Origin of the sequence: Chryseobacterium ginsenosidimutans (assembly GCF_039536845.1) — a bacterium.
GTDB lineage: Bacteria > Bacteroidota > Bacteroidia > Flavobacteriales > Weeksellaceae > Chryseobacterium > Chryseobacterium ginsenosidimutans_B.
The window spans coordinates 296,730-315,658 of the sequence record NZ_BAAAZJ010000008.1 but is presented as its reverse complement, the minus strand read 5'-3'; the positions used below and the strand labels follow the sequence as shown (position 1 = coordinate 315,658).

The following is an 18,929-nucleotide window of genomic DNA, read 5'->3' as shown; positions in this document are numbered from 1 at the left end:
TTTTCAAAATTTAGTTTTAGTATAAAAAAATAATCCGACATTTGTCGGACAATGTTTTCGTGTTGTAATCGTTTTAACTTTTACAAATATATAAAAATTTAAATTGAAATGAAAAAAACTTTTTCAATCTTATCTATAATTACATTATTGATTTTCAATAATTTATGCATAAATTCTTGTGGAAGCAGAGAAGACACTGTAAGTTGTTTTCCAAGCAACCCCATCAATGTTACTTTAAATCTTAATCTGCCTGCTTACTATTCTTTGAATCAAGTTGGAGGCTGGGTTTACATCAATGAGCAACAATCCGGAACAAGAGGCTTAATCGTTGTGAGAGCTTCTGACACTACATTTAAAGCATATGACAGAAATGCACCACACACTTGCCCGGATAACAATACAACACTTGAAGTTCAGGATAACATCAGAATTATTTGCCCAAAAGATAATGCACAATGGATTTTATTGACAGGACAGCCAACTGCGGTTGCCAATGTTCCTCCAAAAACCTATCCTTATAATTATGATCCTGCAGGGAAAATTTTAAATATTTATTACTAAAAAATGCAACCGCAGAGATTTTCTGCGGTTTATTTATCAAATTCAAATTCGTTAACTTTATTGTTAGTGCAGTCATTTATAACTACATTGTAGTTTTTATATTTGTTTGCATCCAGCATTATTATTTCGTACGAAAGTTGTTTGTTAGTAGTAATAAATTTATAAATTCCATTATTTTTATCAACAGGTGAAATTTTTAAAGAAAAATTTTCTTTAGAATTTGGTTCTGTATAATTAATAAATACATTCTTTTGTTCTTTTTTAATTGAATTTATAACATAACTTGTTACTTCTGATGATTGTATCTGGATATTATTATCAGTAATTAAATATTTCCTGTCATTTATTACATCACAAGGAATATATAAATAATAATTACCACTATATTTATATACAGGAAGCCATTTTGAATTCATGCCCAAACTTTCAAGTTCACTTGTTTTCACATTTGTATTAAAATTTGAAAAGTCAATTAATGAATTATATTCATTCGAATTTCTATCTTGTAAAATATAAACTCTTTGAGATTTGTTTTTTTTGATAAATACAGTATCGTTTGATTGTGCATTAACAGTAAATAAAAAGCTTAGTAAAAAGAGTAACAATATTTTTTTCATCATTGTTATGTTTATAAACCGCAGAAAATTTCTGCGGTTTAAAATCTTACTTTAGCTTTTTGTAAATTTTGTATACGAAATAGCAAACTATTACAAGAAAAATTAATGCTATAATCTGTAAGAAAAATAAACTAAAGCTGAACTCACTTATTGTTTCCATATTTTATAAATCTATAAATTCAATACTAAAAATATTTCCTGTATTAATATTGATTTTAACTCTTATCATAACCCTATCTTTATATACAGTTCCTAAACCTTCTAAAAATACATTATAGTTTTCAAGACCAGTTACTTCAACAGTTAAAGTATTTGAGTTTGTATTTTGGCTATAATCAAGCTGAGTGAAACTCCAAACACCTAAAGTTAAGCCATATTCAGTAGATATCACACTGTCAAAAGTCCAAACATTATTAACTTTTTTTAATTTAATTCTAACTTCTTCTCCACTTCCCCAAACTCCTGTTCGTTTTACTCTTGCTGAAACTATTTTTTCAGAACCATTATCTTGTAAAATCAAACTTTCAGTTATTAAATTACTATTTTTTGATAATAAACTTGATTTAAAATCTTGTAAATTATTAAAGATAATAGAATTACTTCCGCTAACAGTGCTAACTAAGGATAAACTATTTTGATTCAAAAACCAATTTTGAAACTGCTCCCAAGATGTAGTCGGATTATTATAAAAGAAGCTTATAGAAAAATTTACATAACTAGTATCACTTGACAACATTAAAGCCTGATAACACTTAAATTTATTTTCAACAGATAATCCGTTATACAATCCCCAATGATAAGGATCTGCATAAGCATTTATAACTCCGTCTATATTGGGGATCACACCACCACCATAATTATCTCCTGCACCATTAAAATCATCGGGAGCTTCTTCATCGCAGGTATTGGTAATACCATAAGTTCCCAATCTCCAGCATCCGTTGCAGTCTCCGTCATTTGGATCCGTATGTCCTGCCCAACATTGGAAATATTCAGTCATATAGAAAGAAGATCCACACTTTGAAGCTTGAGCTTTTTTAGAAATGAATTCGCATCTGTAACCTACTTTAGCATTTGTTTCCGGAATAATTGAAGGAGTAAATTTCACCAAATACTTTTTCCAATGGTTTATTTTTTTGGTAAAAACCAAATTGTAGAATACACCGACTTCCGTTTCGTTTTTCTTTTTAAGATATATTGCATATTCGGTAATTTCGCCATTCTTTACTGTTTTCTTAATTTTTGTGGTGTCGATAAGAAAATCAGAAGGCTCATAACCTTCAGCAAAGTCCGGCACTTTTGCCATTAAAGAATTTTCATCGGGAGATTTTGTAGCTTTTAATACTTCCTTAAAACTTGCGTCGAAGTTCGATTTGTGAGTTTGATTAGATAGAGTCTCAGAAACATCTTCTGGACGACAACTTAATAAGGATAGGACCAATGCCGTAAGCATCAGGAAATAAGTTTTTTTCATTTTGTATTATTTTAATATTGCGAATATAAAATTTATTCCAATACCTTACTGTTCTATTTTCGGGAATTCATTCCCTTTTTTCGGGAGAAAGAATTTTTATGAATTGGAAAGAGAGTTTTTGTTACTTTTGTCATAATTAATATATCAGATTTAGTTATGAATGTTCAGATAGGAAGCAAAATAAGAAGATTAAGAGAAAATAAAGGCTTTTCTCAGGAAGAAATGGCTGAAAGACTACAAATTTCCCGCTCAGCATATAGTAGAATAGAAAGTGGCGAAACGAATTCTTGGGTTAATCACATCGAAAAACTATGTGAAAATTTAGACATTAAACCTGAAGACTTTTTTATTAATTCTGATAATAATATAAATACAAATCAGGATAATGCTTCTGCGGTTCAGACAAATACACATCATGATACTCATATCACCATTAATCAATTATCTGAAAAAGTAATTGAATTATATGAAGATCGTATTAAAGAGCTAAAAGAACAGGTAGAATTCTGGAAAACAAAAACCCGCTAAAATATTTTTAATGAAAGTCGTTATACAAAGAGTTTCCGAATCCCATGTAAAAGTCGACGGAAAAATCGTTGGTGAAATTGGGAAAGGATTAATGCTTTTGGTAGGAATTGATGAAAATGATGAGAAAACCGATGCAGAATGGCTTGTTCAGAAAATTTTAAACTTAAGAATTTTCGGGGATGAAGATGATAAACTGAACCTTTCTGTGCAGGACATTAAAGGAGAAATACTTTGTATCAGTCAGTTTACGTTGATTGCAGATTACAAAAAAGGAAACCGACCGTCTTTCATTAAAGCCGCAAAACCCGATAAAGCGATACCTCTTTTTGATTATTTTAAAGAAGAAATTTCAAAATCAGGATTAAAAACCGAAAGCGGAATTTTCGGTGCAGACATGAAAGTTTCCTTAATCAACGACGGTCCGGTGACAATCGTGATGGATTCCATTACAAAAGCTTAAATTTGCAACAGATTATATTTTAATTCAAAAATGAAAAAAACCTTAGTTACCTTAGTTCTTCTTACAGGAGTAAACTTTGCATTTGCCCAAAAATCTTACACTGAAGATCAGAAAGCATCTTATTATATCGGTCTTGACATTGCTCAAAACATGAAAAAACAAGCATTTCCGGTAGATCCGGATCTTTTGGCTCAGGCAATAAAAGACGAATTTTCTGATAAGCCAAAATTATTCCCGAAAGAGGAATTGGGCACGTTCTTACAGGGTTTCATGCAGAAACAAAACGAGAAAAAACAGGCACAGTCAAAATTACAGGCAGAAGAAAATAAGAAGAAAAGCGCAGAATTCTTTGCTAAAAACAAGCTGAACAAGAAAATAACAACCACAGCAAGCGGTTTACAATATGAAGTACTGAAAGAAGGCGACGGAAAAGCTAAACCTACCGCTTCAAGTACTGCTAATGTAACCTACACAGGAAAGCTGATGGACGGAACTGTTTTTGATTCTACAGATAAAAATGGCGGAAAACCAATTGAGCTAAACCTTTCAGGCGTTATTCCTGGATGGACAGAAGGTATTCAGCTGATGAGCAAAGGTGCAAAATACAGATTTTACATTCCATCCAATCTTGCTTATGGAGACAATGGAGCAGGAAATGTAATTCCTCCGGGAGCAGCTCTCATTTTCGATGTTGAACTGGTAGATTTTAAATAATTACTTTCTAAATAAAATCAAAAACGTCTTTCAAAATTCTTGAAAGACGTTTTTTAAAATAAACTTTTATAAAAAATTAATTTGCAGGAATACTGCTAAAATTAAGCGCAACTTTAAGGTTCATATCTGAACTCGTCTGATTTTTTAATTCATAAACCGTTCTTACGGTAACTCCGGTACTCTTTACTACTTCATCAAGAAAACCTGAATTTCCCAGATCAAGATTTAAACTTGAAGCATCTGTCGAAATATCCGATCTTGAAGCAACCAGTTTTTCGCTGGTTCCGCTTGAAGAAATATAAACTTTGATCGATTTTAAAGCACTGAGATTTCCGCCTGAAGGAGAAACTACAGAAACTTTTGCATCCGAAATTCTCACATCTTTAATTTTCGCATTATTATTGCCTCCAAACCAAGTCTGAACATTGGTAGCAGTGGCAGTAGAAGAGACCTCTTTATCAGCAGGAACTCCCGTGGAAACTAAAACATTGGCTGTATAAGGAAATGTATTCTGAACCAACGACTGCACCGTTCCACAATTTACGAGAGCAACCGAAGCTATTGCCGCTGTCAAAAATATATTTTTCATAATGATAAATTTTAAAGTTTAGTTTGCAGAAATTGTACCAAATCGTTTCAAATTACTCTACACTTACCGTAAAATTTCCTTTTGTATTTCCGGAAGCCATATTACTTTTACCGATAATCAGCCAAACTTCACCTTTTTCTTTCACATCATACGTAATTTCTCTCCCGAAAGGTCCATCATAATCACCATTCGGTAATTTGATCTGGTTGAAACGAATATTAAAATCTTTTTCTTTTGTTGAAATGTTAGCTTTTAAAGTTGGCTTTTCAAAATCTGTTATTTTTAAAATAAATTCCTGTCCGTCTTTAGTAAATTCTTCACCTAAAGTTAAAGGAAACTGTTCTGCATCTACCGTTCTGATGATCTGTCCGTCTTTCACGGTTCTCATCACTCCTTTTTTCAGCACTTCTTTCGTTTTCGGGGCATTATTAATAATGGAATCCTTCATCCTCAGAGCTGCAGAATCCGGTCTTTCGGTAGAAGCAGGCTGTTCGCTAACCGCCATGGAATCTTTATTCTGAGTTTCCAGAATACCCGGATCTTTTTTGCAGGAAATAATGATCAATGGGATTAGCAATAAGAATTTTTTCATAATAATTATTTTTAATAATATCTAAAGTCTTTTGACTTTTGGTAATATTGAAAAGCCAAAATTGTTCCATTAGTGTAATTTTCAACTTATAAAAAACCTAAGATTTATCATTTAATTGTTTGATAAAAGAGAACTTTGGAAAGGAATTTTTCATTTTTTTGAAATTTCACTCTGCCCAAATTCAAAATTTCAGCTTTCAGTTTCTCATCATGTTTTTCTTCCGCATATTTTAATAAAGCTTTTTCACTGAAATTGATCCCTGTTTTATGATAATTTAAAGCAAAATCTTTGCGTTTCATATTCTCAGAAGTGATAATTCCGCCCCAATTTACATAGCTGCAAATAAGAATTGTTCCGTAAACGTACCAAACCATTGTATTAAAAAGAAAAATATTTCTTTTCTTCGTCTGAATTTTAATAAAAGTCATGACCAAACCAATTAATGACAAAATCAGGAAAGCAAAAACACCTAATCTTTTATAGGTAAAACCATAATTGATAATATATTCTGAGTTTTTTACCATTGCGGAAATCACGAGAACAGCATTCAGAAAAATCCATATTTTAACTAAAATTTTCATTAAGCCCGCTTTCGGATCAAAATTGAAATTGGATTTAAAATAAAACATAATGACCAAAATTGCCATTACAATTGACATAATTACAGCATTTACCCTTTCATGTGTTTCTTCAGAAAGCTGAACCGGCGTTTTTATAGCTTCATAAAACTGCTCGTAATTATACGTAATAATGAAAAATATCAGCAAAACATTAAGAGCAAAGAAAGAAATGACACCGCTCATTCTTTCTGCATCCAAATCAAGAAAAGAATACGTCGATTTCTGTATTTTATCTTTCTCCTGAAAATCATTATTTAAAATATGATTGTTTTTGTAGATGAATTTTTCAACCGCGTAATTCCAATAATTAAAGGCAATAAAAAATCCTAAAACAATCATTGCCAATAGCTGCCAAAAATTAATATCAAATTCAAAATTCGTGAAAAGATTGGCAAAATGATCACTTCCCGCAGAATAAATCCCGAAGAAAACAGAGATTAGAATTAACGGAATCAATACAAAAGCCAGCGTTTTCTGCCACAATCCGGGAACATCTTTTTTCGGAAGCCATTCATCAAAGCTGAAAAACCGGCAAATTGATGTAAAACAATTAATAACAAAAACCGGAATCAACAAAAGAATTTTCATTCTTCGGTTTCGCGATCGATAGCCTAACAATAAAATTGAACTTGCAATCGCCAAAAATGAAGGAAAATCTCCGTACCAGGCAAACGCAATACTTGAAAGAATACTCGTAACAAAAAGAAAAAGAAATGTTCTGGTTCTGTTTTTTGCCGGAGTTCTGAAAAGTGTGAGTATGGAGTAAATAATCCCGATAATACCGAGGTTAAGACCTACATTCTGATTGTAAAATACGATAACAAACAAGATCGTTGTAAGAAATATATAGTGATGTGTTTTCATGTTTTTTTTAATTAAAATTTTAAGAATAGAAAGGAATCATATTGAAAACAAAGGAAATATAAAGCAGTACGACAGGGACATTGAGTAATAAAAGTATTGCAGAATTTCCATGAGCCTTATTATCCGAAACGTTTGACAGAAAGACAATTAATTCGTGAAAAAATACAAGCAAATTAATTACTGCAGCAATTAAAACATAATAAAATCCAATGACCATCAATCCGCTATTTCCAGAGAAGACAAAACCTAATAAAAGTAATGTACCTACAATGAAAGAAGAATAAAATGTTATTTTTCCTTCCTGACTGAATTTTATAATTTTCATAAGATTATTAATATAAAACCGTTGTATTTTTCTGCTGAACAAAATCTTTCAGGTTTTCAAAGTTCTGCCAAAGCAAGGCTTCAAAATCCCAGTGATAGAACGGCCGCATATTTTGTCCTTTTTTATAGGCTTTCATATAAATTTTGAGATATTCCGGTAAAATAAGCGTTCCCAGAATGATTGCTGCTAAAAGATGGGCATTCATTTTTCCATTTCCTAGAAGAAGAAACTGCATTGCGATTTCGTCCTCAAAATTGGTTCCGCAACCTGTAATCAGATGGTGAACGTCGTGATCTTCCATTTTCGGAATCATGGTAAAACCGTGTTTTTTATAAAATTCCCCAAGTTTTCGTCCCAAAGAATCTTCCTGAAATTCCAGCAATTGCTTTTCTGTGAATTGCCATTGTCTTTTCTTCTTTTTGAAATATTTTCTGTACAATTTTTGAGTTTTGTCGTAAACGAAAAGAAGAAATTGAACGCGTATTTTTTTCATAGTTTATATTTTAAACATTTATAATATTGATTCCAATCACAGCATAAATAATAGCAATAGGAATGTTTATCAACATAATTCCTACGGCTTTCAAACAAATGTTAAGTTTAGTTTTTACAATAATTCCATAAATCAATAATCCTAAAGCAATGAGAGAATTAATCATACAACCTGCTCCTAAAAGGGTAATTCCGCCTGCAGCGAATTCGTCATTTCTTGTAATTACATATCCAAAAAGACAAACATTTCCGAGGAAAAATGAAATCCAAAAAGCAAGTTTTCCAATCAATAAAATATTCTGATCTTCCATAATTTAAGCTTGAGTTAAAGTAAAAACTGTAATTTCCGGACGAACCATAAAGCGAACCTGAAAAGAATGTCCCAAAGCTCTGTTGATATAAAGCATTCTTCCATCTTGTAAATCAATCTCACCAGAAATGTATTTCCGGTTTTTCACGGGAAGAAGCGGAGTAATCACACCCGGAATTCTGCATTGCCCGCCGTGAGTATGACCACTCAGAATCCAGCCTTGATAGCCATTCCATATATCTTTATCACAAGCATCAGGATTGTGACAAAGAATAAGATTTGCTTTAGAGGCATCGTAATTTTTCATTACTTTTTTCGGAGCAAAATTGGGTGACCAAAGATCTTCTAAGCCGATAAAGTTTAATCCATGACTTTCTTTCTGGGCATTTTTCAACATTGTAATTCCAAAATTTTCAAGCGTTTGGGTAATGCTCTCAGCAACATCAAGTTCCTGCCAATCAATGCCGTAATCATGATTCCCTAAAATTCCAAAAGTATCCATGCTTCCTAAAACAGAATGTTGCATAACTTTTTTAAGATCTTCCCGCTCCTGAACTGTTCCATGATTCACAAAATCACCTGTATAAACCACAAAATCCGGATTGTACTTTTTTGCTTTTTGAAAAGAATCAATAATGAAATTCCAATCGAAGCGGGTTCCGACGTGTAGATCTGAAATCTGCATTAGAATTTTCCCTTCCAATTCTTTAGGCAAATTTTTAACGGGGAGTTTTCTTTCCACAAATTCCAGCCAAAATGGTTCGATCTGCCATGAATACAGTACCGGGAAAGATCCAATAACCGAGATCTGAAAGAATCTTTTTAAAAAGGTTTTTCGGTTCATTTATATTTTAATAATCTAAGTTTAAAATCTAACTTCCCGCAAACGGACTTCCGAAAATCCCGACAGCCAGTTCGATCCATACTAAAGCCAATACCAGCAAAATGGTAAAACAGACTATTAATTTTGAAACTAACGACTTTCTAGATCTAATAACAAGATTAATAAAGAAAGCGGTTCCGAAAAGTAAAACACCCGCAATAATAAAATCAAAGAGTGACCAATTCCAGCCTTCTACAAAAAGGTTTCCGAAAAATGCTGTAGCCATTAATAAAGCCGGTACAGCGAAAATGATTGTTGATTTTTGTTTTTCTAAAGTCATATTTTTAAGTTTTAAATTTATAAAGTACTTTGCAATTCAAAGTAAAATGATAAAAAAATTTAGAGCTACCTCCCTAATAATTTTTCCAAAGCATTCAAATGTTCCGTAAAAGCTTCTCTTCCGCTTTGGGTAACTCTGTAAGATGTTCTGGGCTTTTTACCTACAAATTCTTTTTTCACTTCTATATATCCTACTTTTTCCAAAGCATTGCTGTGACTTGCCAAATTTCCATCGGTAATCTCCAGCAAATTTTTCATTTCCGAAAAATCAACCCAGTCGTTGACCATAAGAACAGACATAATGCCCAATCTCACACGGCTTTCGAATTCTTTGTTGAGTTGATTTATTTTTATCATAATTAAGATAGTAAGTTGCAGGTTTAGATATTCATTTTCTAAAAGCCTGCAAATTTATAGTTTTATTTATACTTTTTATGCATAATCAAGCCGTAAACAATATGCAAAGCTCCAAATCCAAATGCCCAAAAAAGCAATCCCCATCCCAGAAAGAATAAAGAAATCAATCCTAAAACAATTTCAAAATATCCTAAGTATTTTACATCTGTCAATGTATATCGTTCTGCGCTTACCAAAGCCAAACCGTAAAAAATGAGTGTAGCCGGAGCAATGAACACAAAAAGATGGTGATAAAGAAGAGCCAGACAGAAGATTCCTCCTGCTATCAAAGGTACTGCAAACGTAACCAAAAGACGCTTAGTTGTTCCATCCCAAATTTTCAATCCTTTCTTTTTACTTTTATTTGCGGTGAGAATATATCCGCTAAGAATTGCCACGATCAGAATTACAATCCCGATGATTACAAGTTCTCTCACCAAAGGTGGACTAAGAATATTTCTTTCACCATCCAAATAACTGATTCCCTCTCTGTGAAAAACAAAATAAACATATACTGCACCAATAATTGCAGCCAATCCTGCAACAACTCCCGATAATCCGCTTAATGAGATAAACCTTGAAGAACGCTCCATCATGGAACGAATATGTGATAAGTCTTCGTGATAGTTTTTTGAATCCATAAAAAGAACTTTGAATTACAAAGTTATAATTAAATTTTAATCTGCAAAATAATTATTCAAATTTTCCTGATTATTTTTATTTCTCATGATAAGTAATCCTTAACTTTAGAAAACAAACACTACAATATGGATAAAGAATTTTCGCGCTCGTTAATTTTCAGACATTTGGATGGTATTGTAACGGCACCAACGGTTGCTTCATTAATAAAAAAGGATGTTATCTGCTATATTATCGATAAAGATAAAATGACTCTTGCAGAACTTACGGAAACTTTTAAAGCCAATGAAGGGTATCTTAACGTAGCTTTGCACGCAATGTCGTCTCAAGGTTTTATAGGATATTCGGTAAATAATGAAAACGACGAGATCATTATCTCAAAAAACAATTCTACTCAATACCTTCAAAAATATTCTCCTCTTTACCTTAAGGCAGTTTCTTTTCAAAAAAAATATACAGATATAAAAAACCGGATCGTTGAAAGTTCATTTATTGAAGAATTTACAACTCTTACCGATTCCTTAAAACACAATTTCGGAATTACACTTTCTGAAAATCCCGATGAAAAAAAGGTTCAGGAGCAGATTCTAAAACATATTGAAGGCTGCATAATCGGTCCTATCATTGTTTATCTGGGAATGACAGGGATGTTTCATAAATATTTCATGGAAACTTCATTTCAGGCAGCGGAATTTCATAAAAATGATGAGAATTTTGAAATTATTTTAGATTTTCTTGCTCATTTAGACTGGTTTAAAAAGTCTAAGAACAACTATAAATTTACAGAAACAGGACTTTATTTTGCCAAAAGAGCAGCATCTTATGGAGTTACTGTTTCTTATCTTCCTTTGTTGAACAAAATGGATGAGCTTTTATTCGGAAATGCCTCTACAATGAGAGAAATCACAGAAGGAGAAGACGAAATACATGTAGACCGGGCCATGAATGTTTGGGGAAGTGGCGGAGCGCATTCTAATTATTTTAAAGTAGCCAACGATTTTATTATTGAGATTTTTAACCGGCCGATCCACTTGCAGCCAAAGGGGGTTTTGGATATGGGTTGTGGAAACGGAGCTTTTATCCAGCATATTTTTGAAACTATTGAAAGACACACTCTCCGTGGAAAAATGCTTGAAGAATATCCCTTGTTTTTAGTAGGTGCAGATTATAATCCGGCCGCTTTGAAGGTAACCAGAGCCAACCTCATCAATAATGATATTTGGGCAAAAGTAATTTGGGGAGACATTGGAAATCCTCAAAAACTGGCAGAAGATCTGAAAGAAAGTTATGATATTAATCTTTCCGATCTCCTGAACATCCGGACTTTTCTCGATCACAACAGAATCTGGAAAACTCCTGAAAATAGAAATCCCAAGAGAATTAGTACCTCAACAGGCGCATTTGCTTTTAAAGGAAAAAGACTTTCTAATAATGTGGTTGAAGAAAGCTTAAAAGAACATATTGAGCTTTGGCTTCCTTACATTAAGAAAAACGGACTTTTAATTATCGAGCTGCATTCTCTTGATCCAAAACTGACAAGCGAAAATCTAGGAAAAACGGCTGCCACAGCCTATGAAGCAACGCATGGTTTTTCAGATCAATATATTTTGGAAATTGATGTATTCATAAAAATATGTCTGGAAGCGGGATTAAATATTGATAAAGAGCTCTTCCGGAAATTCCCCAATTCTGAATTGGCAACGGTTTCGATTAATTTATTGAAAGCATGACTCAAAAATAAAAGCGTTGAAATTTTCAACGCTTCATTATTATTTTGCTCTTAATCTTTCTTTAATTGCTCCGATATTTTTCTTTGCAGAATCTTCCAGGATCAAACTTGCGCTCATATGAATTCTTGCAGGCATCAATTCATTAAAATGATCTGTTCCTTCCCAGGAAACCTTTTTTATTAAAGCTAAAGCATCACTGCTTCTTGAAGCCAAAGTCTGAAGAAATATCTCCAATTTCGCATCCATTTCCGCAATATTTTCTGAAACCGAATGATAAACATTATGTTGTTCTGCCCATTCTGCCGATCTGAAATCTGCATCAATTGCCATTGCTGAAAACTGAGACTTTCCGATTTTTCTTTCTACATAAGGCCCGATCACGAAAGGCCCGATTCCTAAATTGATTTCCGTTAAAGCCAACGCAGAATCTTTTGTTGCAAAACAGTAATCTGCTCCACAGGCAATTCCTACTCCACCTCCTGTTGTTTTTCCCTGAACTCTTACCACAACGATCTTACCACAGTTTCTCATTGCGTTCAAAACTTTTGCAAAACCTCCGAAAAACTTTGTTGATTTTTCCAATTCTTCAATTTCCAAAAGCTCATCAAAACTTGCTCCGGCACAGAAAGCCTTTTCGCCTTCACTTTTTACAAGAATTGCTTTTACCTCATCTTTTGCTCCTTCGTCTAAAATTGTCTGTGCCAGTTTTTCAAGAATTGCTCCCGGAAGAGAGTTGCTTTTCGGAGTTCCGAATGTGATTTCGGCGATATTGTTTTTAAGTTCCGATACTACGAATTCGTTCATTATTTAGATTTATTTGAATTCTTACAAAAATACTAAATGTACGGCTTTCAGAGAAGGTTTAAGTAAGATAAATTGTTCTGTAAACTTCTGTCGTGCAAATCCGTATAAATACTGGAAATATAATTTGGTAATATGTACTCTATCATTTGATTATGCTCAGCTGTACATTTGTAATGTTCATTTAATGAAGCTTCAAAAAAAATATGAACTGGTGAATCCGAAAAACCATAAAAGAGTAGGAAAAAAAACTAAAAAACTAATTATCATGGCTTACCCATTAGTAGAAATTAAAAACTCAACAAACTATATCGCATCAGGTACAGTTTATTATGCAAGTATTTTTTGTTCAAATGACAATTATTCTGTTACTCCACTTACAACATGGAAAGCAACAAGCAGAGGAGTTTGTCTGTTAACAAAAATTACAGCTACCGTTAAAACTCCATCAGGAGATATTGTGGCAACTCCTTACGAATCATCTGGTACATCATACAGCCAGTTTGCTATTATCCAGACAGGACCAAACTCTTTTGCCGTTACAAGAATTGTAAATATGCTTGAAGATGCTACTCCTGAAGATTACGTTGAGCCAACTGAGCAACAGAAATAATCAATCATTGAATACAATCATTGAATTATTTTGAATAATATTTGTGTTTTCACAAACCGAAACCTTCAGATTAATCTGAAGGTTTTTTGAAGACCTTTAACTACTTGGTTACGTAGAAATACGGAATGGTTAATTTGGTATTTTCTACTCTACTTCAAAATTCATGATTGTCGTTACTTTGGATTGTCAATAAAGCATAAGTTTTTAAAAGATAATGGCGGTCTCTGAAAAGCCAAGAAGAGAGTAAGAAAATTTAAAACTGAAAAAAATATTAATCATGGAAGAATACATTGGAATAATCAAATTGTTTGCGGGAAACTTCGCACCAAGAGGATTTTTATTCTGTAACGGAGCTTTATTAAGTATTGCTCAAAATACAGCTCTTTTCTCAATTTTAGGAACAACTTACGGAGGTGACGGTATTAATACTTTTGCTTTACCAAATTTAAACGGACGTTACCCAATCGGTGCCGGAAATTCAAATACAGGTAGAAATTATGTATTAGGAGAAATGTCGGGAACCCCGCAAAATACTATTACTTCACAAAACTTACCTAGTTTTATCAGCCAGCTAAAAGTAGCAAATACCAATGCTAATTCTGCTTCACCTTCATTAAATTCATCAATTGCAATTACAGGAACTACCGTAGGTAGAGACTTTACAGCTGTTCCCAGCTTCTTAAACGGAGATCCTGATACTGTTATCAACGCAAAATCTGTTTCTTTCGTTGGTCAGAATGTTCCAGTCAATAATATGCCTCCATATTTAGGAATGAACTATATTATTTGTGTAGAAGGAATTTACCCTTCAAGACAATAATCTCATATAGCTTGATTTTATAAACAATAAATTAATAACTGAAAAATATATTATTATGGAAGAAATGATGGGCGTAATCAAATTGTTCGCGGGCAATTTCCCTCCTAGAAACTTTATGTATTGCAATGGAGCTTTATTAAGCATTGCTCAAAATTCAGCTCTTTTTTCAATTTTAGGAACCACTTACGGTGGTGATGGTGTCAGCACCTTTGCATTACCGAATTTAAACGGTCGTTACCCGATCGGAGCAGGAAACGCAAGTACAGGTTCGTATACGCTTGGTGAAATGGCAGGATCTCCACAGACGACAATCCTTCCTACGAATTTACCAAGCATCAACAGCCAGCTAAAAGTAGCAAATGCAAATGCAAATTCTGCTACACCTTCATCAAGTTCATCAATTGCAATTACAGGAACTACCGTAGGCAGAGATTTTACAGCTGTTCCTAGCTATGTAAATAGTGATCCTGATACGGTTATTAATCCAAAATCTGTATTCTTTCAAGGTCAGAATTTGCCGATTAACAATATGCCTCCTTACTTAGGATTAAATTATATTATTTGTGTTGCAGGAATATATCCTTCAAGACCATAAAAAAACAAAACAACCTAAACCTAAAATCATGAAAAGCACTACTTTTTTATTAATCTGTAGTCTGCTCATTTCTACTTTCACTTTTGCGCAGACGAGTACAGAACAATTTGAGACAGAATCTCAAAACAGTACAAGTTTTACTGACAACGGAGTCATTTTCAACATCCTAACTCACGTAGGCGGATTCGACATCCAAGCAAACTACCCGGGAACAGGATGGAACGGAACTGCCAATGACAACAGATATATTGACAATTCCGGAGCAGGAAACATTGCAGTAGGAGCATCATTCAGCATCAAAACAACTTCAAATTTATTTAAAGTAAACAGATTCTGGATCTTCTTATCTGATACTAACTTAAATCAAACTGTTTCAGGAACGCTTACTGTCACTGGTAAATTATCTGGAGTAACGAAATTTACACAAACCAAAACTTCAGGTTTTGCAACTTCTTTAGGCTCTACAAACGGTTATACATTAATTGATTTAACGAATCTTAATGGTCAAAACTACTCCAACATCATTATAGATCAGCTTCAGGTTACTCTTGGTGGTTTATATACGTATGGAGGTTTAGATGCCTTCACCTGGGTAAAAGACACGGGCATTGTTTTGGCAACTGATGATGTAAAAGCTTCAAGCAGTAAAAAAACTAATGTATATCCTAATCCTACAAGTGGTCCTCTTACTATTGAAGCTGTAGAGAATACAAAATTCGAAGTTTACAGCCAGTCCGGACAATTGGTGAAAACAATTGAAGCCAGAAAAGGTGTAAATGAAACAAATATTTCAGAACTTCCGGAAGGAGTTTACATTGTAAAATCATCTTCAGAATCCTATAAAATCATTAAAAGGTAATTTAATAGCTTATTATTAAAGTTAAGAAACTAATAACCATGAAAACTTTATTTATAATAATAAGCGATTGTACCGCGAAAGATTCTAATGCATAAGTGTGATGAAATCCCCTGAAGTAAATTTAGGGGATTTTTATATTAAAAACGAAACCCTCAAAATATTAATAATTATGGACACAACATTTACACAAAACTGGATGAGTAAAATCGACGGTACTAAAAGGCTTACAGAACTTACTATACCCGGAACTCACGACAGTGCAACTTATGACACTATTTTTATGCCTGCACAATGTCAGACAATGAATTTTACAGATCAGCTAAATTCAGGAATCCGTTTTCTTGATTTTCGTCTGAAAAGAGGATATGACGCAGATGACGATCATGTTTTATGGTTTTACCACGGGACTTTAGGCCTAAATCTTCATTTCGGTCAGGTCATCAATATGCTTGTAGATTTTCTGCAGCGACATAAGGATGAAACAATCATTATGTGTGTTAAAAATGAATCCGATCCAAGTAATGAAAGCAAACAGGAGAAATTTTATAATGATTTTAATATTACCATCTCCAACAATTATCCTTCATTTTTTTACAGAGAAAACAGAATTCCGGCTCTTGATGAAGTAAGAGGAAGAATTGTTTTCGTAAAAAGGTTCGCTACAGGAACCGTTGACAGCAGCAAAGACGGTCTTAATCTTTTTGATAAATGGCCAAATGATTCTACAACTCCTTTTGAAAATAATGGCATAAAATATTATGTACAAGACAATTATTACAGTTGGGGCAGCGAAAGAGCCGATAAATTTACAGAGCATGTAAAGCCTGCTTTAATTGCTGCTGCAAATGGAGAAAAAGACAGGTTATATTTCAATTTTTCAAGCGGGACAGGAGTTTCAGGAGGAATATTACCATCTTCGACGCGACCCATAGATCTTGCGAAAGTAGTAAACCCATTATTTTTAGATTATTTAAAATCTCATCAGAAAGGAAGATTCGGTATTATTCCGATAGATTATCCGGAAATACCTGATAATAAAAAACTGATCCAAAGTCTTATCAATAGTAATGAATTCAAATTACCTGTTCCCGCAGTGTAGATATGATTCTAACGACACAAAAACAAAATCCTCTGAAGTTTTCGGAGGATTTATTTTTTCAAAGCTAAAATATATTTGTCGATATACAATTGCTTCTCTTTCGATTTGTATTGTTGAATATATCTTGGATGCTCCAAAACCGTCATTTTTTCGAAAAGATTAGCCTCTTCATTTAATTTTGAAATAAAATCCGCATTTTTCTTTCCTAAAATAAAGACTTCGGAAGTATCAAGATTTAAGCTGATATGTTGGTTTAAAGAATCAATCATGAAATCTTTCACATCTTCAAACAACCTTTTATCATCGTAATAATTGGCATTGAGCCAACCTGTTTTTGATTTTCTGACAATCGCTAAAGGGAAAGGTGAATTAATATAAATATCACTGTAAAATTCTTCTGCACCGCCATATTCTGTGATCATATCGTACATGAAAACAGAAGAAATTTCATGCGTGTGAGCCGATTCCATTTTGATACCGCAGACGCTTTCCAGCCTTTTTGTATCCGTAAACGGAACACCAGTCACTCCGGCTCCATGACGACTCGGATTAATTCCGACAATGAATTTTCTTTGGTTGGAATCATTATAATATTTATGATAAAACTTCTGCATGACTTCTATCGTTTCAGGATTACCGAGATAAGGATTTAAAACCTGAAAATCATCGGGAAGATTTCCGTTATATTTTAGATTCCGGTTAAATTCAACAACTTGGTCGGCAAAAGTTTTCTTCATATTTAATCTTTAAGAAAAACAAAATTTTCAGGTTGATTATCGTCGTCATCATAATCTTCCTCATCACCTTCTTCGCTTAAAGCTAATTCAATATCAATAAATTGAATATATAAACCACAAATTTTTCCATCGCTATCATATCCAAAATACACAGGATACTCCCCATCACCAAAACCACTTGCAAACATCGGAATCTGATAATTTGTATTTGGAATTGTCCAGTTGATCCAGTCTCCTGCCTCTCTCTGATTGTTGGGATGATCTTTATAACTTTGTTCGAAAAGTTCAGCAAAATAATCATCATAAACATTGTCTACATCAGTCTCAGCTATAAATTTATCAACAAACGGAAGCACTTCTGCATCAGTAATACAACCTAAACCTGCATCCACTCCAAAACCAAAAAAATCGTCTTCTGTTACGCCTTCCAATTCTTCAATTCCTACTAAAGCTTCTCTATAAATAACAGGTTTTTCTTTGGTAAATTCAACTTTTACAACAGCATATCTGTCACCCCAGTCTTCAGATTTTACCACTGCAATTGTCACAGGAAAATTTCCTTTCGGAGACTGAATAAAATAAGGAGATTGATTTGCATTCAGAGAAACCAGCGGATCTCTTACAACCACTTTTCCTGAAGGAAGAGAAACATTTCCGATTTCCATGGTTTCTAATTGCTGCCCCGCAATTTCACCGGAAGTAAAATAGGTTTCCAAATCGGTCGGGCAAATCAAAATGTCTTTTACTTGCTCATACTTCTGCATCCAGTTTTCGTTCATTATTAAATATTTTTATGAATTGATTTTAAGTCTTGAAAGTAACGAATAAAAATTTCTGAATCAAACATCCTAAATTATTTAACAAAAGATTATAAAAAATCCCTTTTAGTTTAAAACCAAAAGGGAGTAGAAAATTATTCATTTGGATTAAATCAATCAAAAGATACATCAAATAGTTTTCTGTATCAATCTCATTAAGAATCTGCACAAATATAACATGCTGTCGGAATGTCGGGCCACCTTCCAGGCTTACAACAACTTCCTTTTGGACAAGGGTTCGGAGTACAAGACCAAACCGGACCGGCTCCTTTGAGAGATCTCAATTCATTTCTTGAAAGTCTTTTTAGATTTTTCATAATAATTAGTTTTAATGATTTTCCTACTCTCTATGCTTTTCGGATTCCGCTCAATAAATTTACTGATTTTCAATGATATGTTTTTTAATTTACTATTCAAATATCATTTTGATTTCTCTACAATTTTATAATCATCAATTTCTAAACCTTTACAAGCATTAAAAAAATCCCTTTCAGCCTAAAGCCAAAAGGGACAA

General features: G+C 33.2%; 26 protein-coding genes. 10 read left to right on the top strand and 16 right to left on the bottom strand.

The genetic code is table 11. From position 1 onward, the window contains the following. The first annotated feature begins 108 nt into the window (after positions 1 to 108). Positions 109 to 561, top strand: a complete 453-nt coding sequence (locus ABD745_RS09860) for a hypothetical protein (protein ID WP_344828755.1) — start codon at positions 109 to 111, stop codon at positions 559 to 561. Between the two features lie 29 nt (positions 562 to 590). On the opposite strand, the gene ABD745_RS09855 is transcribed toward ABD745_RS09860, so the two are convergent. After that, a complete protein-coding gene (locus tag ABD745_RS09855; protein WP_344828752.1) occupies positions 591 to 1,178 on the bottom strand; it encodes a hypothetical protein in 588 nt (195 codons plus the stop codon). Between the two features lie 163 nt (positions 1,179 to 1,341). Further along, the gene (locus ABD745_RS09850) at positions 1,342 to 2,652 is read right to left on the bottom strand and encodes a hypothetical protein (RefSeq protein ID WP_344828749.1); all 1,311 of its coding nucleotides are present in this window, start codon (positions 2,650 to 2,652) and stop codon (positions 1,342 to 1,344) included. Between the two features lie 156 nt (positions 2,653 to 2,808). Between ABD745_RS09850 and ABD745_RS09845 the strand changes: the two genes are divergently transcribed. The 3 genes from ABD745_RS09845 to bamJ are packed head-to-tail and all read left to right on the top strand — an operon-like array spanning position 2,809 to position 4,354. Next, positions 2,809 to 3,180: a helix-turn-helix domain-containing protein gene (locus ABD745_RS09845; protein WP_344828746.1), complete on the top strand. Its 372-nt coding sequence runs from the start codon at positions 2,809 to 2,811 to the stop codon at positions 3,178 to 3,180. Between the two features lie 10 nt (positions 3,181 to 3,190). Then, positions 3,191 to 3,640, top strand: a complete 450-nt coding sequence (gene dtd / locus ABD745_RS09840; protein ID WP_344828743.1) for a D-aminoacyl-tRNA deacylase — start codon at positions 3,191 to 3,193, stop codon at positions 3,638 to 3,640. A 30-nt stretch (positions 3,641 to 3,670) separates the two neighbouring features. Next, positions 3,671 to 4,354, top strand: a complete 684-nt coding sequence (gene bamJ, locus ABD745_RS09835; RefSeq protein WP_344828740.1) for a BamJ family beta-barrel-assembly machinery protein — start codon at positions 3,671 to 3,673, stop codon at positions 4,352 to 4,354. Between the two features lie 76 nt (positions 4,355 to 4,430). Here bamJ and ABD745_RS09830 read toward each other — a convergent pair whose 3' ends face one another. The 10 genes from ABD745_RS09830 to ABD745_RS09785 all read right to left on the bottom strand — a co-directional run bounded on the left by ABD745_RS09830 (position 4,431) and on the right by ABD745_RS09785 (position 10,345). Beyond that, the gene (locus tag ABD745_RS09830; protein WP_344828737.1) at positions 4,431 to 4,943 is read right to left on the bottom strand and encodes a hypothetical protein; all 513 of its coding nucleotides are present in this window, start codon (positions 4,941 to 4,943) and stop codon (positions 4,431 to 4,433) included. 52 nt (positions 4,944 to 4,995) lie between these two features. Next, on the bottom strand, positions 4,996 to 5,535 hold the full coding sequence (locus tag ABD745_RS09825; RefSeq protein ID WP_344828735.1) for a hypothetical protein: 540 nt from the start codon (positions 5,533 to 5,535) through the stop codon (positions 4,996 to 4,998). 107 nt (positions 5,536 to 5,642) lie between these two features. After that, positions 5,643 to 7,019: a DUF4153 domain-containing protein gene (locus ABD745_RS09820; protein ID WP_344828732.1), complete on the bottom strand. Its 1,377-nt coding sequence runs from the start codon at positions 7,017 to 7,019 to the stop codon at positions 5,643 to 5,645. A gap of 19 nt (positions 7,020 to 7,038) precedes the next feature. Next, on the bottom strand, positions 7,039 to 7,344 hold the full coding sequence (locus ABD745_RS09815; protein ID WP_344828730.1) for a hypothetical protein: 306 nt from the start codon (positions 7,342 to 7,344) through the stop codon (positions 7,039 to 7,041). A 7-nt stretch (positions 7,345 to 7,351) separates the two neighbouring features. Next, a complete protein-coding gene (locus tag ABD745_RS09810) occupies positions 7,352 to 7,837 on the bottom strand; it encodes a Coq4 family protein (protein ID WP_344828727.1) in 486 nt (161 codons plus the stop codon). Positions 7,838 to 7,847: 10 nt separating this feature from the next. Beyond that, positions 7,848 to 8,147 carry a hypothetical protein gene (locus tag ABD745_RS09805; protein ID WP_344828724.1) on the bottom strand — a complete coding sequence of 100 codons (300 nt, stop codon included), beginning with the start codon at positions 8,145 to 8,147 and terminating at the stop codon, positions 7,848 to 7,850. A gap of 3 nt (positions 8,148 to 8,150) precedes the next feature. Beyond that, positions 8,151 to 8,990, bottom strand: a complete 840-nt coding sequence (locus tag ABD745_RS09800; protein WP_344828721.1) for a metallophosphoesterase — start codon at positions 8,988 to 8,990, stop codon at positions 8,151 to 8,153. Positions 8,991 to 9,018: 28 nt separating this feature from the next. Then, positions 9,019 to 9,309 (bottom strand): hypothetical protein, encoded by a 291-nt coding sequence (locus ABD745_RS09795; RefSeq protein WP_344828719.1) that lies wholly within the window; start codon positions 9,307 to 9,309, stop codon positions 9,019 to 9,021. 65 nt (positions 9,310 to 9,374) lie between these two features. Then, positions 9,375 to 9,665, bottom strand: a complete 291-nt coding sequence (locus ABD745_RS09790; RefSeq protein WP_344828716.1) for a winged helix-turn-helix domain-containing protein — start codon at positions 9,663 to 9,665, stop codon at positions 9,375 to 9,377. A 62-nt stretch (positions 9,666 to 9,727) separates the two neighbouring features. Next, positions 9,728 to 10,345, bottom strand: coding sequence for a hypothetical protein (locus tag ABD745_RS09785; RefSeq protein ID WP_344828713.1), 618 nt, complete (start codon positions 10,343 to 10,345; stop codon positions 9,728 to 9,730). Between the two features lie 126 nt (positions 10,346 to 10,471). Here ABD745_RS09785 and ABD745_RS09780 point away from each other — a divergent pair, with 126 nt between their 5' ends. Next, positions 10,472 to 12,073, top strand: coding sequence for a class I SAM-dependent methyltransferase (locus ABD745_RS09780; protein ID WP_344828710.1), 1,602 nt, complete (start codon positions 10,472 to 10,474; stop codon positions 12,071 to 12,073). A 39-nt stretch (positions 12,074 to 12,112) separates the two neighbouring features. Here ABD745_RS09780 and ABD745_RS09775 read toward each other — a convergent pair whose 3' ends face one another. Then, complete coding sequence (locus ABD745_RS09775; RefSeq protein WP_344828707.1) at positions 12,113 to 12,877, bottom strand: enoyl-CoA hydratase/isomerase family protein; 765 nt, start codon at positions 12,875 to 12,877, stop codon at positions 12,113 to 12,115. Between the two features lie 184 nt (positions 12,878 to 13,061). On the opposite strand from ABD745_RS09775, the gene ABD745_RS09770 reads away from it, so the two are divergent. The 5 genes from ABD745_RS09770 to ABD745_RS09750 all read left to right on the top strand — a co-directional run bounded on the left by ABD745_RS09770 (position 13,062) and on the right by ABD745_RS09750 (position 16,860). Next, positions 13,062 to 13,487 (top strand): hypothetical protein, encoded by a 426-nt coding sequence (locus tag ABD745_RS09770; protein ID WP_344828704.1) that lies wholly within the window; start codon positions 13,062 to 13,064, stop codon positions 13,485 to 13,487. A gap of 277 nt (positions 13,488 to 13,764) precedes the next feature. Continuing rightward, a complete protein-coding gene (locus ABD745_RS09765) occupies positions 13,765 to 14,307 on the top strand; it encodes a phage tail protein (RefSeq protein WP_344828701.1) in 543 nt (180 codons plus the stop codon). Between the two features lie 55 nt (positions 14,308 to 14,362). Further along, complete coding sequence (locus tag ABD745_RS09760; RefSeq protein ID WP_344828698.1) at positions 14,363 to 14,902, top strand: phage tail protein; 540 nt, start codon at positions 14,363 to 14,365, stop codon at positions 14,900 to 14,902. Positions 14,903 to 14,930: 28 nt separating this feature from the next. Further along, positions 14,931 to 15,761: a T9SS type A sorting domain-containing protein gene (locus ABD745_RS09755; RefSeq protein ID WP_344828695.1), complete on the top strand. Its 831-nt coding sequence runs from the start codon at positions 14,931 to 14,933 to the stop codon at positions 15,759 to 15,761. A gap of 169 nt (positions 15,762 to 15,930) precedes the next feature. Beyond that, a complete protein-coding gene (locus tag ABD745_RS09750; RefSeq protein WP_344828692.1) occupies positions 15,931 to 16,860 on the top strand; it encodes a phosphatidylinositol-specific phospholipase C in 930 nt (309 codons plus the stop codon). A gap of 50 nt (positions 16,861 to 16,910) precedes the next feature. Here the strand turns inward: ABD745_RS09750 and ABD745_RS09745 are convergent, their stop codons facing one another. From ABD745_RS09745 to ABD745_RS09735, 3 genes are all read right to left on the bottom strand, one after another. Further along, the gene (locus ABD745_RS09745; RefSeq protein ID WP_344828689.1) at positions 16,911 to 17,597 is read right to left on the bottom strand and encodes an SMUG2 DNA glycosylase family protein; all 687 of its coding nucleotides are present in this window, start codon (positions 17,595 to 17,597) and stop codon (positions 16,911 to 16,913) included. A 2-nt stretch (positions 17,598 to 17,599) separates the two neighbouring features. Next, positions 17,600 to 18,376 carry a DUF4241 domain-containing protein gene (locus ABD745_RS09740; RefSeq protein ID WP_344828686.1) on the bottom strand — a complete coding sequence of 259 codons (777 nt, stop codon included), beginning with the start codon at positions 18,374 to 18,376 and terminating at the stop codon, positions 17,600 to 17,602. A gap of 194 nt (positions 18,377 to 18,570) precedes the next feature. Continuing rightward, positions 18,571 to 18,732, bottom strand: a complete 162-nt coding sequence (locus ABD745_RS09735; RefSeq protein WP_344828683.1) for a bacteriocin-like protein — start codon at positions 18,730 to 18,732, stop codon at positions 18,571 to 18,573. Positions 18,733 to 18,929: the final 197 nt, after the last annotated feature.

Excerpts from the sequence above, each read along its gene's own strand:
- dtd (WP_344828743.1), top strand. The coding sequence starts at position 3,191 with ATGAAAGTCGTTATACAAAGAGTTTCCGAATCCCATGTAAAAGTCGAC.
- ABD745_RS09780 (WP_344828710.1), top strand. The coding sequence starts at position 10,472 with ATGGATAAAGAATTTTCGCGCTCGTTAATTTTCAGACATTTGGATGGT.
- bamJ (WP_344828740.1), top strand. The coding sequence starts at position 3,671 with ATGAAAAAAACCTTAGTTACCTTAGTTCTTCTTACAGGAGTAAACTTT.
- ABD745_RS09740 (WP_344828686.1), bottom strand. The coding sequence starts at position 18,376 with ATGAACGAAAACTGGATGCAGAAGTATGAGCAAGTAAAAGACATTTTG.
- ABD745_RS09750 (WP_344828692.1), top strand. The coding sequence starts at position 15,931 with ATGGACACAACATTTACACAAAACTGGATGAGTAAAATCGACGGTACT.
- ABD745_RS09825 (WP_344828735.1), bottom strand. The coding sequence starts at position 5,535 with ATGAAAAAATTCTTATTGCTAATCCCATTGATCATTATTTCCTGCAAA.
- ABD745_RS09795 (WP_344828719.1), bottom strand. The coding sequence starts at position 9,309 with ATGACTTTAGAAAAACAAAAATCAACAATCATTTTCGCTGTACCGGCT.
- ABD745_RS09845 (WP_344828746.1), top strand. The coding sequence starts at position 2,809 with ATGAATGTTCAGATAGGAAGCAAAATAAGAAGATTAAGAGAAAATAAA.
- ABD745_RS09830 (WP_344828737.1), bottom strand. The coding sequence starts at position 4,943 with ATGAAAAATATATTTTTGACAGCGGCAATAGCTTCGGTTGCTCTCGTA.
- ABD745_RS09820 (WP_344828732.1), bottom strand. The coding sequence starts at position 7,019 with ATGAAAACACATCACTATATATTTCTTACAACGATCTTGTTTGTTATC.
- ABD745_RS09735 (WP_344828683.1), bottom strand. The coding sequence starts at position 18,732 with ATGAAAAATCTAAAAAGACTTTCAAGAAATGAATTGAGATCTCTCAAA.
- ABD745_RS09770 (WP_344828704.1), top strand. The coding sequence starts at position 13,062 with ATGAAGCTTCAAAAAAAATATGAACTGGTGAATCCGAAAAACCATAAA.
- ABD745_RS09810 (WP_344828727.1), bottom strand. The coding sequence starts at position 7,837 with ATGAAAAAAATACGCGTTCAATTTCTTCTTTTCGTTTACGACAAAACT.
- ABD745_RS09800 (WP_344828721.1), bottom strand. The coding sequence starts at position 8,990 with ATGAACCGAAAAACCTTTTTAAAAAGATTCTTTCAGATCTCGGTTATT.
- ABD745_RS09755 (WP_344828695.1), top strand. The coding sequence starts at position 14,931 with ATGAAAAGCACTACTTTTTTATTAATCTGTAGTCTGCTCATTTCTACT.
- ABD745_RS09850 (WP_344828749.1), bottom strand. The coding sequence starts at position 2,652 with ATGAAAAAAACTTATTTCCTGATGCTTACGGCATTGGTCCTATCCTTA.
- ABD745_RS09775 (WP_344828707.1), bottom strand. The coding sequence starts at position 12,877 with ATGAACGAATTCGTAGTATCGGAACTTAAAAACAATATCGCCGAAATC.
- ABD745_RS09760 (WP_344828698.1), top strand. The coding sequence starts at position 14,363 with ATGGAAGAAATGATGGGCGTAATCAAATTGTTCGCGGGCAATTTCCCT.
- ABD745_RS09785 (WP_344828713.1), bottom strand. The coding sequence starts at position 10,345 with ATGGATTCAAAAAACTATCACGAAGACTTATCACATATTCGTTCCATG.
- ABD745_RS09745 (WP_344828689.1), bottom strand. The coding sequence starts at position 17,597 with ATGAAGAAAACTTTTGCCGACCAAGTTGTTGAATTTAACCGGAATCTA.
- ABD745_RS09765 (WP_344828701.1), top strand. The coding sequence starts at position 13,765 with ATGGAAGAATACATTGGAATAATCAAATTGTTTGCGGGAAACTTCGCA.
- ABD745_RS09815 (WP_344828730.1), bottom strand. The coding sequence starts at position 7,344 with ATGAAAATTATAAAATTCAGTCAGGAAGGAAAAATAACATTTTATTCT.
- ABD745_RS09790 (WP_344828716.1), bottom strand. The coding sequence starts at position 9,665 with ATGATAAAAATAAATCAACTCAACAAAGAATTCGAAAGCCGTGTGAGA.
- ABD745_RS09855 (WP_344828752.1), bottom strand. The coding sequence starts at position 1,178 with ATGAAAAAAATATTGTTACTCTTTTTACTAAGCTTTTTATTTACTGTT.
- ABD745_RS09805 (WP_344828724.1), bottom strand. The coding sequence starts at position 8,147 with ATGGAAGATCAGAATATTTTATTGATTGGAAAACTTGCTTTTTGGATT.
- ABD745_RS09860 (WP_344828755.1), top strand. The coding sequence starts at position 109 with ATGAAAAAAACTTTTTCAATCTTATCTATAATTACATTATTGATTTTC.